Annotated in this window: 12 protein-coding genes; 2 read left to right on the top strand and 10 right to left on the bottom strand. The window is 37.4% G+C overall.

The annotated features are described in order from the left end of the window. Positions 1–170: 170 nt before the first annotated feature. The 10 genes from LVD51_RS12460 to LVD51_RS12415 all read right to left on the bottom strand — a co-directional run bounded on the left by LVD51_RS12460 (position 171) and on the right by LVD51_RS12415 (position 13,012). On the bottom strand, positions 171–425 hold the full coding sequence (locus LVD51_RS12460; protein WP_236971708.1) for a hypothetical protein: 255 nt from the start codon (positions 423–425) through the stop codon (positions 171–173). 644 nt (positions 426–1,069) lie between these two features. Continuing rightward, entirely contained in the window at positions 1,070–1,630 is a 561-nt protein-coding gene (locus tag LVD51_RS12455) for a TetR/AcrR family transcriptional regulator (RefSeq protein ID WP_236971707.1), read from the bottom strand. A gap of 217 nt (positions 1,631–1,847) precedes the next feature. Further along, positions 1,848–2,570 (bottom strand): SCO family protein, encoded by a 723-nt coding sequence (locus tag LVD51_RS12450; protein WP_236971706.1) that lies wholly within the window; start codon positions 2,568–2,570, stop codon positions 1,848–1,850. Then, complete coding sequence (locus LVD51_RS12445; RefSeq protein ID WP_236971705.1) at positions 2,567–3,337, bottom strand: formylglycine-generating enzyme family protein; 771 nt, start codon at positions 3,335–3,337, stop codon at positions 2,567–2,569. The genes LVD51_RS12450 and LVD51_RS12445 overlap by 4 nt, the downstream gene beginning before the upstream one ends. A gap of 2 nt (positions 3,338–3,339) precedes the next feature. Then, a complete protein-coding gene (gene nirK / locus LVD51_RS12440; RefSeq protein WP_236971704.1) occupies positions 3,340–4,797 on the bottom strand; it encodes a copper-containing nitrite reductase in 1,458 nt (485 codons plus the stop codon). 267 nt (positions 4,798–5,064) lie between these two features. Continuing rightward, the gene (locus LVD51_RS12435; protein ID WP_236971703.1) at positions 5,065–5,994 is read right to left on the bottom strand and encodes a phospholipase A; all 930 of its coding nucleotides are present in this window, start codon (positions 5,992–5,994) and stop codon (positions 5,065–5,067) included. Positions 5,995–6,102: 108 nt separating this feature from the next. Then, entirely contained in the window at positions 6,103–7,578 is a 1,476-nt protein-coding gene (gene nhaB, locus LVD51_RS12430; RefSeq protein ID WP_236971702.1) for a sodium/proton antiporter NhaB, read from the bottom strand. 1,379 nt (positions 7,579–8,957) lie between these two features. Next, on the bottom strand, positions 8,958–9,605 hold the full coding sequence (locus LVD51_RS12425) for a hypothetical protein (RefSeq protein WP_236971701.1): 648 nt from the start codon (positions 9,603–9,605) through the stop codon (positions 8,958–8,960). Between the two features lie 4 nt (positions 9,606–9,609). After that, positions 9,610–12,405: a hypothetical protein gene (locus tag LVD51_RS12420; protein ID WP_236971700.1), complete on the bottom strand. Its 2,796-nt coding sequence runs from the start codon at positions 12,403–12,405 to the stop codon at positions 9,610–9,612. Between the two features lie 151 nt (positions 12,406–12,556). Beyond that, a complete protein-coding gene (locus tag LVD51_RS12415; protein WP_236971699.1) occupies positions 12,557–13,012 on the bottom strand; it encodes a T9SS type A sorting domain-containing protein in 456 nt (151 codons plus the stop codon). 219 nt (positions 13,013–13,231) lie between these two features. On the opposite strand from LVD51_RS12415, the gene LVD51_RS12410 reads away from it, so the two are divergent. After that, entirely contained in the window at positions 13,232–15,223 is a 1,992-nt protein-coding gene (locus tag LVD51_RS12410; protein ID WP_236971698.1) for a tetratricopeptide repeat-containing sensor histidine kinase, read from the top strand. Next, positions 15,213–15,836, top strand: coding sequence for a response regulator (locus LVD51_RS12405; RefSeq protein ID WP_236971697.1), 624 nt, complete (start codon positions 15,213–15,215; stop codon positions 15,834–15,836). The genes LVD51_RS12410 and LVD51_RS12405 overlap by 11 nt, the downstream gene beginning before the upstream one ends. The last annotated feature ends 54 nt before the right edge of the window (positions 15,837–15,890 follow it).

Raw genomic sequence — 15,890 nt, 5'->3', positions numbered from 1 at the left:
GTCTACCAGATGGACTAAATGTCCATCTGATGAAGGAGCCGAAACCTCCGCGTTTCGGGAGGGCTGGGGATGAAGGAGCCGAGGGTTCCATCCCTCGGGTGGGTGGATAAGAGCAACCATTGATCCTAAATATGACCGAATGTAGTTGCTCTTTAGAGTAACCAAATGCCTTAAATAGGCATTTGATGAGGGAAGACGACCTCTGTGTCGTGGGTGGATGACTGAACGAAATACGAAGTATCCAATCGACTAAATGTCGATTGGGTGAAGGAACCGGAGCCACTGTGCTCCGGCGTGACTGCACCGTATGTCGATAGCGAATTGGAATCTCGTCGCAGCGCAGTGGCTGCGACTTCTCTCGCCAGAGCCCAATTTACGGGCTCTGGTGCTTTGCACTTTGCTCGTTCACTCCGGCATGATTGCACCGTTAATCATAAGGTTTTTGGCCACTGTGCCGAGGCGTGATTGCAACGTAATTCGATAGCATTTCACCATTTGATATTATGTCGTCCCTGTAGGACTCCCTTTCAATGTAACAAAACTACGACAGGACTTCGTCCTGCCCTAACATATTTCGTCCTGTCAGGACTTATTTTAGTTTGTTTGGCCCGATTGTTCCGCAAATCCTATAAAAAATTCCATTCCGTCATGTCTCTACGTTTAGGCATGACTGCACCGTTAATCATAAGGTATTTAGCCACTGTGCTCCGACATGATTGCACCGTATGTCGATAGCATTTCACCATTGGATATTATGTCGTCCCTATAGGACTCCCTTTCAATGTAACAAAACTACGACAGGACTTCGTCCTGCCCTAACATATTCCGTCCTGTCAGGACTTATTTTAGTTTGTTTGGCCTGATTGTTCCGCAAATCCCATAAAAATTTCCATTCCGTCATGTCTCTACGTTTAGGCGTGACAGCCCTTTCAATCCTATTTAAGATATGACTACCAGTCATCAGTGACCAACCTCCATATATATACCCAATGTATTTATAATTGATTCATTGATTGAAATATCTAGCGCACAATATTCTATGCAATTGCTTAGATTAATAATAAAAAGATTATTTCTCGAATGTGATTTCAATAAAATCCTCTATTTCTGCCTTAGGAAACACCTTGGATGCCACTGTCAACCCTTGCAATGCAATAAAATAGTAATTGGCTCTTCTTTCAATATATTCATCAGAAAATTGCCCAATTTGATTTAAATTATTGATAAATAAAGACTTAATATAATTAGAAAACTTTAATATTTCATCGAGGATGTCTGGATCACCAGTAAGGCCGATTTCGTTGACCGTATTGATTAACAGACAGCCATTTTGACCTTTTTCATCCATAGAAAACGATAAAAAATCATAAAAAAACTGCTTGATACCAGTCAAACCATTAGAAGACTTACTTAACTTTTCGGTGATGGACCGAATCTTCTTTTCATAACATTTTACACTTTCCAGAAACACACCTTGCTTGCTTCCAAAACTGGCATAAATAGAAAATTGATTGATGCCCATCTCCTTTTCCAGCTCGCGAACCGATGTCGATTCATAACCATTGCGCCAGAACAAGGCCATTGCCTTTTCTATAACTTCATCTTCATTGTATTTTTTCTTTCTTGCCATTGTACCTAATTACAGTCCTAAACTAAATAAATGCTTAGATATATAAAAGGTTTAAATGGTGTAAATACAAAAATCAATAAAATACTACTCTGAATCTGTATTGCAATTTCTAATATAGCAAATCCAGACGTATCATCAATACCGATAGATTTATCAAGACCTTACATTTTAATGTCAAAACCTATAGGTTATACGAATTACATACAACCCTTTAGGACTACAAAAACAAGTCATTGATCTTATCGACGACTTGTTGGATCGAATTACTATTCGCTCCTAAACCTTCTTGCTGATAAACAAGTAGGCCAGATGGATCAATGACCGAAATAATATTGGAGTGTGAAAAGTCGAGAGGGGCAATTTGTTTATACTTCACTGCCAACACATTAGCTAATTCTCTAACATCATCCTCATTGCCCCTCAAAAAAAGCCACTGCTCATTGTCCATTTGATTTTCAATGGCGAATGCTTTTAAGCGCTCAGGGGTATCGGTACTTGGATCAATACTTACAAAAATATATTTCACGTCATCGCGACTGACTTTATCAAAAATATTTCTCATATCTGCCACCAACCTTGGACAAGCGGCTTTGCAAGAAGTATAGATCATGACCATAACCAAGACTTGGCCGTTGAGATCTTTTAAAGTTATAGTTTCTTTATCTTGAGTAGTCCAACTAGAGCTCAAGTTGAAAATCGAAGTAGGTAAAATCGAGTTATCCTCTAAAGAAATCGCATTCTCGGTATTGATCTTTTGTAAATCCATATGGCATATTGGACAAGTCCCGACTTGGCTATACTGTTTTTCGCCTTCACATTTCATGGGACATTGATATCGATATTCGTTAGCGATCTCTTGGTTTTGGTTTTGGTTTTGGCAAGAAACTACAGGAAAAACTCCAAGGCAAAAAAGGCTGGATATAAATAATAAATATTTCATTTTTCAATACTTTTAGCACATCTAAATCCCAGATTTTGAATACTATAATTCGCTTTTACACTGCCTCTTAAAGCATACCGCATAAATGCGGCATAGTCCATTAAATTGGATGCATTAATTGAAGCACTGCCACAAAACAAATTTCTTTCGACATCGACATCTTGTCTGGATTCGCCAGATATCAACACCGAATTAAAATCACTGACCCATTCCCAAACCAAGCCATGCATATCGTAAATGCCCCAGAAATTTTTATACGTTGTTCCCACCTCGTTCTTATATGTCTTGGGGCGCTCATATCCCTCTATGATCATGTGGTTGAACACACTGTCCCGCTGTGCATTCTTTTCTGTAGCGCTGGCCATGGCCGCATATTCCCATTCATCCATAGCAGGCAATCGCTTACCTTGGCATGCACAGTACTCCTTGGCTGCATACCAAGAAACATTGGTCACAGGCCACTGCATTTCTATTAATTCTCCAAAGCTACTATCTGATGGCCAAGTTGAAAGATAGTTTTGATCAGCAAAAAGTCTTACCACCTGTGATTTCCTCCAATTAGGATGTGCTGTTACAAATTCTAAAAACTGTTGTTGGGTAACAGGAAATACATCCAATAGAAAATCATCAACATAAACTTCCTTGTCATTGCTACCATAAAGAGGGACAAAATAGCCACCTGCTATTTTTTTAACTTCTGTTGGTCGTTGTGTCCATCCAAACAGCGGAAATAAAAAAGCCATCAATATAATACCAATCTTATTCATGATCAATGACTGTTTCTAGCTGCAGCTACCATGGTTTCGGTCACTTCAGTTTTATTATTCTCCCAATTGTGATAAATATAAGTCAACACATTGGCCACTTCTTCATCGGTCAGCACTTGGGCCGTCATTACACTATTGTAAGTTTGACCATTAACAGTAATTTCACCAGTTTTACCGTGCAGTACAATATCGATGGCACGATTGACATCGGCATTGAGATAGTCGGATTTTGCCAAGGGCGGAAAGGCATTGGGAATTCCTTGTCCTTGGGCTTGATGACAAGCAAAGCAAGTCTGTGAATAGATTTGTTGACCAAGAACCAATTTTTCTTTTAAATTAGCTGCTTTAGGTCGGGCTGGCGAAATGCGAGGCATGGATTGTACCCCTCCACCTTCGGGGTTGTATATTCCTTCGATTTGTTTACCCGAATACACAGCCAAATCCTCTGCACCTTCAACTTTTAACATGGCCAAAGCCCCCTTATTAAATGCTCGAAAGATGGAGTGATCGACAAGGATAAATGTACCGGGCACTTCCACTTTGAACTCCACAATGGCTGCACCTCCAGCCGGAATCAGTGTTGTCTGTACATCCTTATTTATAGCCGTTCCGCCTTCAATGTGAACACGATCAAATATCTCTCCGATCACGTGAAAAGACGATACCAAATTTGGCCCACCATTGCCCACAAACAATCTCACGGTTTCCCCCAAATTGGCGGTAATGGCTTGATCCCCAGTAAGGGCTCCCACTTTGCCGTTAAACACTACATAATCGGCATCCTCGTCGATGGCTTTTTGCATATCAAAGGCTTGAAAACCAGGTTGACCAATTTCGCCCTCTGTATAGAAATCCCCTTGCATAATATAATATTCTTTATCGACTTTCGACAATCCCCCAGCAGGCTCGACCAAAATCAATCCATACATTCCATTGGCAATATGCATACCGACTGGTGCTGTGGCGCAATGGTAGACATATAACCCGGGGTTCAATGTTTTAAAAGAAAAAGTTACACCATGACCTGGAGCTACAAATGATGAAGTAGCGCCCCCACCAGGACCTGTCACAGCATGAAGATCAATATTATGAGGCAACTTATTTTCAGGGTGATTATTGAGGGTAAAAGTTACCTCGTCTCCTACCCTTGTTCTAATAAAACTTCCCGGTACTGAGCCGCCAAAAGTCCAATACATATAAGTCACGCCATCGGCCATTTCCCCTTCTTTTTCTAGGATTTCCAATTCCACATTGATTTTTTTGGCAGGTCTATCTCCCACTGGAGCAGGCACGTGGGGTGGTGAGGTAAGTTCTGCCTCCATTTCACCTTGGACGGTGATGGTTGTAGAATCAACAGCCGCTGTCACATTATTTTGATCATTCTTACAGCTTGTCAAGGTGAATAAGAATATGAAGACATACAACAGACTATTCGGGGCAAACATTTGAAGACTAATCATGATATATTGAGTATTTAGTTTCAATTTTCAAAAGTCTCTTATCACCACATTCTCAACGCTATAAGATACATATATTAGATGTAAGGTAATAAATTTTATCGATATAAAACACTAAAAGATCTTTTTATATTTTTATAAGATGTTATAGGATGATTTGCATTTCACCCCCACAGAAGATATATTCAATGAAAAGATTCTTGACCCGACGATGCTTATGAAAAAAAATTCTCATACCCACAGCTGGTATTTAAATAACAGAAGAGTGTATCAATAAAAATTCCGCATAGGAGGCTTGATCCCAACCCCTATTCGGATCATCGATGTGTATCGATTATAATCAATTAAATTTTCTCCATATCCATTGTACCACTGTAAAAACAGATATTGATTGGCTTTTAAGCTTGGTTTATAATTGAACTCGAAAATAGTATTAATTCTATTCAACTTCGCCGTGGGGTTGACCACTAGCGATGTCCAGATATTGTCCCTATTATTTCTAAAATTAAATGCCAGCAATCCATGCCCACGGTATTGATTCAAATCTTTGTTTTCATCCCCCAATATACCTGCCCACAACTTAGCTTGGATTGAAATATTGGCATTGTAAAAATATATACCAGATAGCGTAAAGTAATTCCAACTTCTCGAACTAATAGAGTCAAGACCATTGGATTCATGTTCAAATGTTAGGACTGCTGCTCCCTTTAATTGATGATCGTGCAAGATAGGACGCACCAAAGTAAGCCCTGGATTGTAGTTGCTCTCTGCAAATGGAGATGAATTTTGATAAATATCCCAAAATGATTTTTGAGTATAAGTAAGTAACAAGGTCGTTTTCCCCGGTAGAATTGATTTGGTCAACCGCTGTTTGATGCTTATTTGGAATTTTGCATCTGCAGTTTGATCATTTATTTCTTTATTGGTAGGAATACCGGTTATAAAATAATTATCGTGAAATAATCCAAAACTCGGTTGAGCATCAAAGATCTCCAACATTTCATCATCGGTAATATATAAATAATTCCTTTGATTAAATGAAAGCTCACTGGAATCACGCTGACGCATCCACATCTCCTCAATATCTCTATTTTGGCCATGGACCGTCCCTGAATAAGCGATTAAGCTAATCACTATATAGACCGCATATCTTATCCCGGAATTAATATTGTACTTAAATAAAGAATCTCTGTCACCCATAAATTAAAGGGCTAAAATAAGTAAAGTCGGGGCGAATTGCAAGTTCGGGCGAATTGCAATTCGCCCCGACTTTGTAATTCGCCCCGATTGTAGATTTCTCTCAATATTTTACAAGAAGTACATTACTCCCAATAAACCAACACCTCCTAGGACAATGGTATATGGTAATGCCATAATAATCATCTTAACATATGACAATCGAATCGCTGGCGCCAAAGCCGATGTCAATAAAAATAAAAATGCAGCTTGACCATTGGGTGTCGCTACACTTGGCAAGTTCGTTCCTGTATTGATAGCAATAGCCAAGGTCTCTAAATGGCTTCTATCAATGGTTCCTGCATCGAATGCAGCTTTTACTTCATTGATATAGACCGTCGCCACAAATACGTTGTCGCTAATCATAGACAACACGCCATTTGCTGCATAAAACAACGCCGGTTGAATAGATTGATTTTGTTCCAATACATAATGAATAATTGGCTTAAACAAATGCAAATCGTGAATCATACCAACAATTACAAAAAACACGGCCAATAATGCTGTAAATGGCAATGCCTCTTCGAATGCGTGACCAATACTGTGCTCATCAGTAATTCCCGAAAGAGCGGTCTGCAATACAATGATGGAAAGTCCGATCAATCCCACTGGCGCCAAGTGAAAAGCTAAGGCAACAATCAAAAATATAGCCGAAACTCCTTGAACAATTAAAGCGTATTTTTCAGACTTGGTCCGTTTTTCATCTTCTTCTTCCAAAAATCCTTCAATGATATTTCTTACTTGTTCTGGTAGTTTTGTTCCAAAACCAAATTTACCAGTCATTTCCAGGGCTACACAGGTCAATAATCCCGCTACCAATACCGGCATGGTAATCGGTGCCATAGCTAAAAAGAATTGAATAAAATCCCAGCCTAATTTGTCCCCAATTAATAGATTCTGGGGCTCACCAACAATGGTACAAACTCCACCTAAGGCAGTACCTACCGCTCCGTGCATTACCAAGCTTCTCAAGAAACTTCTAAAATTATCGAGGTTTTCACCACTAAGTTCTTTCCTATCCTCTACCCCACTCTGGTCAAAATCCGCACTACTCGAATGCACTTTATGATATACTTGGTAAAAACCGACAAATACACTTATCAATACCGCCGTCACTGTCAGGGCATCAAGAAATGCGCTTAAAAAAGCCGCAATAAAACAAAACAACAGGGACAACAGAACTTTCGAACGAACATTGACAAATATCTTTCCAAAGATAAACATCAATAATGGCTTCATAAAATAAATACCAGCCACCATAAACACCAACAATAATATGACCTCGAGATTCCCTTCCAACTCGTGAAAAACCGTAGCTGGACTCGTCATATTCATTACAACAACTTCAATGGCGATCAATCCACCAGATTGTAATGGATAGCACTTCAAAGCCATGGCCAATGTCAATATAAATTCACCGATAATTATCCAACCCGTAGCTGTAGGACCAACGGTGAATAATAAAATAGGGTTCAATATTAAAAACGCTAAAATCGTCCTTTTATACCAAAGGGGTGAATTCCCTAAAAATGACTTAAATGCTTCCATGAAATATTATTTTGTTTAAAATTAAGTTTTTTTACTATATGCTTTTATTAGCCACTTCCACCTTATTTCGCTGCCTTTGTCTAAATTCATTTTAGACAACAACATCCCGTCATAAACTATATGGGGCGACATTGACTTTTCTAAGCCCAGAAAAATGTAAAGAAATAGACTATTCAGTTTTCTAAAGCAAGAAAAATAAAATTGTCTCCTAAACCAAAAGATTTGCATTTATATTGAAAATCAATTTGAAAAACTTAACAATCTTAGATCTTTTTTCAAGCTTATTTAACACCCTGCTTACACACAGAGATAATAAACTTATGTTGCACATTTAAAAATCCTTTTAATTCTTTTCGATATTGCCCCATAGTCTAAACAAGGTTCTATTCCCATCATTTACTAAGTGTATACTTAATGGACATTTAACATCTTGACTAAAACAAAAAGGTAGAATTTAAATTTCAACATAAACCGATTCCCAGTTTTCTAACCCGCCCCAATATAGGAATCTTATATCATATACAATGTATAGAAGTATGCAAAGTAATTCTAACTACATTAGCACTGACCTAAAAATCATAGTCAGGTTCAATATTTTAGATTGATATTAATTAATGTTTAAATTTTTTTAGAATATGTTAAAACAAAATATAGAATAGGGTTTTTATGAGCTAAATTCCTTCATATACAATATTTCTAATGTCTCAGAATATAGAAAAATCCAATAATACCAATATTCAGGATAAGCAATTCACCTTTGATCCGAAGAATCTCACCATATCAGAGTTAAAAATTATCCTTCCCGATACTCGTCATTGATTCAAAGCAAATGCGTACATGAATAGTTTTTTAATGCATCAGAGAATAGATCTCATTGGAATACCAAAAGGATGTAACCACTATAAATAAAAAGGTTATCACGGTATCCCGAAAAATCTTGAAAACAGTCTAGACCATTAGTAAAATCATGATATTTTTAAAAAATGGACTTTTTTGTAATCATTAAAATAAAAAAAAGAACTTCTTTTATTTAATAATTACAACTTAAATGATGACCAAAATGCATGTCATCCTCCCCTACCATACTCGTTTTAAAATAATATTTAAGTTTAATGGGTATTGGTAGTTGGAATAAGAAGTCTGGACAATTAAAATATTTAATCACTCGGCTTGGCAAATAGATTTATAATTATCGGTTATTTTCCGATTTACTTATGTAAATGCATGACTGAATGAAGCTCACGACCGAATGTAATCCGAAGAACCGTAGACCTATTTAAGGTCTACGGTTCTTCGAGCTACATTCGGTCAACATAAAATGTATTTCGTATTACTTTCCAAAACCATTACAATTATAGGCTATCAGGAACACTCCAAACTCAATAAATCTTCAAATTCTTCCAATTTCCATGAAATATAATACCTAATCCTCCATGATGAGCGGCCAAAGTTTGATCGCCTCCATGTATTATTTGAAAATTCTCTTTTAGGATGACTCTATTATCATTTAAATACACCTCAAACCGAGACTGATCGGAACTATACTCTATCAATAACTTATGCCATTCATTAGTCTCCACTTTTTCTATAGTATTATTTTCTTTTTGAGGAGGAATGTCATGAAAAGCCGAATTCATAAATCCTAATGGAGAAACACTAATCATCCCCCATCGCTTTGAATTCCCCAACACTAAAATGGGTTTATAACGTTGTGGCCATTCAACTAACTTAAAATCTAAACTAATTTTAAAATCATCAAGATCCCATTTTTCGATGACAGATGTCCACAATACTGAACCTGTATCATCATCCCATAAATAGTTTCCATCTATAAATATACTTTGGTCTTCAAAAACTACATTCTGCTGATTAATCGCAGGATTATTACCCGAGACATCATCAAAATGAGATATCAAAGGATAATCTGCAATTATAGAAGTGCTTTCAGCCTCTATATCTTCTTTTCCACAACTTATGAAAACGCTGACCATTAAAAGAAGATATATCATATTATATATTGTTCTCATATCTTTATTTTTTATCTCTTATAGGTTGAAAAGCTTCATAGCCCTTTCTCACGGCCTTCACCTCCCAATGAAAGGCAAAATCTCCTTGTCCACCTTTTAATTCCTTAACATAAAAACCATTTTCAGTAATCTTAGTAACCGCCAATCCAAAGGTATCCCAATGCTTAGGAGTCAGTTGGACGGTAGAAGAGGAAAGATTAAACATTAATTTAAAATGCTCAGAAAATGGCACAAAAACCTCACCACCATATAATTGCGCAGTCCCTCTTTCGTATATGGCCGCTTCTGGTCCCTCTATGGAAGCATACCATATCTCTTTATGTGGATTAGTGGGATGATCTTCTCGAAAGTTTTTAACCTGAGCCACTATATGACCATTCCCCGTATTGGGGTCAACATACATACTGGCTCTAGTATTGCCATTGTTATCATTCACTGCTATTTTTCCACTGGCTCCATCAGTACCGGCATCCAATACCACTACAGGTTTCTGAGTATTGCCAGAGAGATGAGCGAATATACTGCCACCAAAATAATACCCTACTTGAAACCGATTGAATCCACTATCATCGACCATTTTAATGGACTTCACTTGCATATTTCCCAAACCATCCATTATTGCCCCTACCTCACCGAAACCATCGAACAATTTAATTTGCCCAATATCGTGTTGATAGGTTTCTGATCCACTACTCCCCAAATAAACATTAGGCTGACCATTTGCGCCTTTTAGAAGTTGATAAGCCGCGCCACCACTGGAAAAATGATCTAATCCCAATGCCAATCTAGGGAATCCATTCTCTAGCCCCATTAACAATTCAGCTCGCCCCAATTTAACCTTCTCCATCCCATTTTCATCCTCTATCGAAAACTTGCCATTTCTCGTAAAGATCTTACTCTCACCATATTCATTAATCATCATTCCTGCTCTCTGTCGACCCAACTCATCATTGATATATGCCATTCCCTTGTTGTCATACCCACCGGCATAAAACTTAGTAAAAGTATCACCATTTAATCTAAATTCACCTCCGTCATCCAAAGTGGCCAAAGCGCAAACCTTTTCCATCACCTGATCTCCAGCATACAGACACAATTGGCCATTGAGGGGTTCAAAAGGAGAACTTCCAAGAAACACCGTAGGGCTTTGATTACTACCAGCGAAGAATCGCAAATTACCCAAATCGTATTTTTCATCGTAACCAAAAATCACATTAGGATCTTCTAACAACCTAAAATCCCCTGATCCTGTAATCTTTCCAAAACTCATTTGCCCAGAACTAGAGTGCATATAAGAAGTATCACTGCTGATGTCAAAATAACCATCGCCATCTACCACTGAAACATTTATTTTTGAATATCCATTGTGATCGTACAAACTCATTCGCCCTCCTTCTAATGGACCGTCCACTTGCAGTTGATCTCTGGTTTTACCCAAAGACAACATTCTTCTTCCCGAGAGATCGAACAACTGAATTGAACCTCCATTCTTAGAATCACTTTGAAGATCTATGACCTTCCACTTTGCAGCATTGTACAACTGCAAACTATCGCCCGAAGCTATAAATCGACGAAAAGGCTGAGGTGTTTTTGTTTCCCAAATATCAAATTGATAGGAATTCAAATAGCTTGTAAAATCATCGTGGACAAAATGAAGGCTACCACTGGTCAGTTCAGATTTTAGCCCAGAATAAAGAGTTTCATATTTTAATTTATCCGCCTTTATTGAAACCACATCGGGATAGAGCAATCCGATCTGCTTTCTAAAAAACAAACTGTCTTTGGAATAGCTTGTAATAACCCTATCGAATGTATCCCTAAAGACCAAAGAGTCGGATGACAGCAATGAAGAATTTTCATCATTGGAAAAAATACTGCCCACAGCAGTATATCTGGCCTCGACACTATTATCAAATCCCTGGATATTCAGCTCACCATTATTGAGTTGGGTCGTAAAAACATTATTCTCTCCTCGAAAGGAAATATTGTTCGGATCTAATTCCAATTTGTCTTTATTGGAATTCGCTAGATAGACCTGACCTTGATTATAGTAAATATCATCATTATCGGTATTCTTCGACCACAGCGAATTTTGATTTATTTGATTTACTGAAAGGGGATTATTTACGGTTCCATCCCCAGTCAAGGTATGGTCTACTACAACGGTTTGACTCCCCCATTGATCTCCTGTTTGAGTAATCGGTAAAAAAATGGAATTTCCACCTGATATAGTCAATTCCCCATTGGAGGAGTTATAGTTCAATACTTGTTGATCCGTATTAGCTAAGCTGCTTAAATCAACGGTATTCCCTTGATCAATACTCAATTGATGATTTGCAAAGTGAATGGTTTGAATTTCATTTAGAGGGTCGGCATCGGCATCATCAACATCGTCAGCAGTCTTGGCGTGAAAGGCATAGGGCACAGCAGTCAAAGCAGACACATTTTCCAACACGTATTGACTCCCACCTTGAGGGTCAATTTCCGTCTTAAGATAATGTGGATCTTGTGACCAATCCAATTGATCAAAATCGCCGGACAATACCATCCCTTCCCCAATGCGAATACTCATGAGTCCATTGGGATTGGTTTTTACATTCTGGGTTTCACTATACAGTATTGTGCCATTCCCCCCTCCTTTTAATATTGAAATCCGAAGGCCAATGTTGGCATTTTTCACCAAGACATTGTTGCTGTTTCTTATTACTGCTTGATAACTAATTCCTGAATTGGCATTCTGTGCAAAATTTTGCACCAGTCCAAATAAAATCAAAAAAAATAGATTGGTTAGGGTTTTCATAATTAGCTGATTTAGTTTTAATAGAAAATGGATATAGTTCACCAGCCCTATTGTCGAGAACATAGGCTAGAATAATATGTCATCAGTAGAAAAAGGTTAATACCAAATGAATTTATAATTGTCTGCGATAAAATGTTTTGGCATAAAGAAATTACTGTTTTATCACTTTGTAAAATTGGCTATATCTACTGCCTTGTTTGAGTTGAACAAAGTATATCCCTGTTGGATACTCACTAATTTTAAAAACCGTCTTCCGGCCAGCTTCAATCTCCGACTTTTCTAAAACCACCCCCACTGCATTGGTGATATAAACCTCATATCCACCATCACTAATGGATAGGGATTTAATGTGTACATTGAGAAAATCAGATGTTGGATTGGGAAAAATCTCTATATTTAAATCGGGTAAAAAACTCGGCTTAATCGACGTCAATACATCGTAATTCTGAAGCAACCCTTCTGATATAGAGCCTTGACTCCCTGCAGTATATTGAAAATCGATTTGCCCAATAGCAAACTCCACAGAAGCCAATGGAGACTCTATATAATCCCCCCCTGCACTAACTGTTTCTTGTGCCTTGGTCTCCACAGATAAAATAAAAAACATAATAATAGCTATTGAAAAAATACAAACATTATTCACGATATATTATTTTAGTCATTTAACAAATATCAAAATCTTACTTAGGGATAATTTCTATTGGTAAAGGTAAACCATGTTGTTATATCTCACAATCCCCTAAATGGGGGAAATTTAAAATCCCACTTTTAGAGGATTGGATGGCAAAATAATTTTTTGCAATTTTAAGCTAAACTAATCAGCACCATGAACTTGTCAATTAAACCGGAGAATATTCTAATCTACTTTATCCTATTTTTCAACATCCACATCGTCTATGGACAAGTACCCAAAGATTCTTTGGCTGCCGAAGAAATGTGGTTGGCCATAACCAAAGAAAAAAAAGATACTAAACGCAAGGCCGACATGTACTACGATCTTGGATTCTATATCCTCAGTATTGATGTAGATTCCGCCGGCATACTATTTGAAAAAGTGAAAACCATAAGTGAAAAAATAGATTACAAAGAAGGTATAGTCAATTATTATGCTGGTTATACCAACGTGCTCAATTACAAGGGAGAAATAGAACAAGGATTGGAATTCAATCTTCAGAGCATTGATATTGCCAAACAAATTGAGGACTCGACCTACCTAGGCAAGCAATTGGCCAACATAGGTATATCATACAACTATTTGGGCGATTACGACTCCGCGATTACTTATCTGCGCAGAGCACTAACCATCTATCAATCTATCAATGATGAAGAAAAAGTAGGACGACTGATGTTGACCTTAGGTATATTGTACAACAACTTCTCTAGCGACATTCTCTTGGACAGTGCTATTTTAGAGCAATCACTTTCTTTTCTACTCCAGGCTCTGCCTATTGCTCAGTCCCTTAAAGACACGGTATTGGAAATTGAAATTCTCACAAATTTAGGGAATACATACAATAATTCAAAAAACCATGACCAAGGGGAGAAACACCTAGATAGAGCCAAAACCCTTGCTCAAAATATCGAATCAAACACTTTACTAGAACCGATTTATCGATATTTATCCGTGGTGTATCGATCCAAAGAACAAGCCCAGAAAGCCATTGAATATGCCAATAAAGCATTAGAAATATCAAAAGATTGGGGCGCAAACATCTATCGATTACTCACTCAAAAGGAATTGGCATTAGCCTATAGCCTCAATAATCAGCCTGAGAAAGCCAATCTTATACTCAATGAATTGATTCCATTTGCAGAATCCGAAAACCTCAATTTTATTTTAGACGGCTTATATATCAATTATGCGGAAAATCATGCCGACATCGGAGAATATGAAAAGGCCTTTCATTATTATGAGAAGGGGAAACAATTGTCTGACTCACTAAGGGGAGGTGAAATTAAAACCCAATTACTGAGTTTGGAAAAAAAATATGAATCCGCTAAAAAGGATGCGCAGATACTATCCATGGGATATCAACAAGAAAAACAAAAATGGTGGATTCTCGCACTCATTGGACTTATCGTTCTAATATCTACCATTGGACTAATCGTTGTTCAACGCTGGAAATTTAAGGCTAAAATCGCCAAGGAAGAAAAGAAAAGATTAGAGAAAGAAAAACAAATCATCACTTCAGAATCTATCATTCAAGGTCAAGAAGATGAGCGACAGAGGATTGCTCAAGACTTACACGATGGTCTCGGAGGTATATTATCAGGATTAAAATTTACATTAAACACTATGGACGGAAACGTAATATTAAGTGAATCCAATCATCAAGTCTTTCACAAAGCACTTGATCAATTAGACCAAGCTATTTCAGAAATGAGAAAAGTAGCCCATAATATGATGCCCGAAGCCTTAATTAATTTTGGATTAGACGATACGGTAAGAGATTATATCAACGATATCAATCAACACAGTAAAACCCAAATCCACTACAGCTCTTATGACTATAAACCTATGGCTCAGTCCACTGAAATCACCCTGTATCGGATTATTCAAGAAGCGATAAACAACTCTATAAAACATGCCGAAGCTTCCGATATCTATATTCAATTGAACCGTGAAAATCAAAACATCACCCTATCCATAGAGGACAACGGGAGAGGATTTGATCCTTCTCTAAACCACAAAGGTATTGGATTGAAGAATATTCGAAACAGAGTAGAATACCTCAATGGCCGCATTGAAATCAATAGTACAGTAGGTCGAGGAACAGTGATAATGGTAGAAATAAAACTAAACACAGATGACCAATAAAATAAAAGTATTGATTGTCGATGATCATCCCCTAATACTTGAAGGGTTAAAAAACCTCCTGACCAATGATGAAAATATCAATCTCATTCATCTGTGCAAAGATGCCATAGAGACCATGGAGGCCATCAAGAAGGAAGTTCCTGAAGTAGCCCTGTTAGATATCAATTTACCTGATATAAACGGTATAACACTTTGTGAAAAAATTAAGCATGAGTTTCCCAGCATCCAAGTAATAGCCTTAACCACTTTTTCTCAACGAAGCTATATCAACAAAATGGTGGAAGCCGGTGCTTCTGGATATTTATTAAAAAATGCAGAAAAATCAGAAATAATTTCCACAATTAAAGAAGTAAATAATGGAGGAATATGTATACGTCTTCGTCCAGAAACCAAGCGACAATATAGTGAGAGTCCTAACGACATCAATTTAACTCCTCGTGAAAAGGAAGTGCTTCAATACATTGCAGAAGGTTTAACCAACAACGAAATTGCAAAAAAATTATTTGTAAGTGTTTTGACGGTTAACAGCCATCGAAAAAATCTATTAAGAAAATTTGATGTAAAAAACACAGCTTTGTTGATCAAAAAAGCAGCCAGTTCGGGTATGGTTTAGTTTTCAAATTGACAATAACAGGTAAATATATGATACCGATGACAAAGTAGAAGG

Origin of the sequence: Membranihabitans marinus, from assembly GCF_021729155.1 — a bacterium.
Taxonomy (GTDB): Bacteria; Bacteroidota; Bacteroidia; order Chitinophagales; family Saprospiraceae; genus Membranihabitans; species Membranihabitans marinus.
This window is presented reverse-complemented; position numbering and strand designations above follow the sequence as displayed.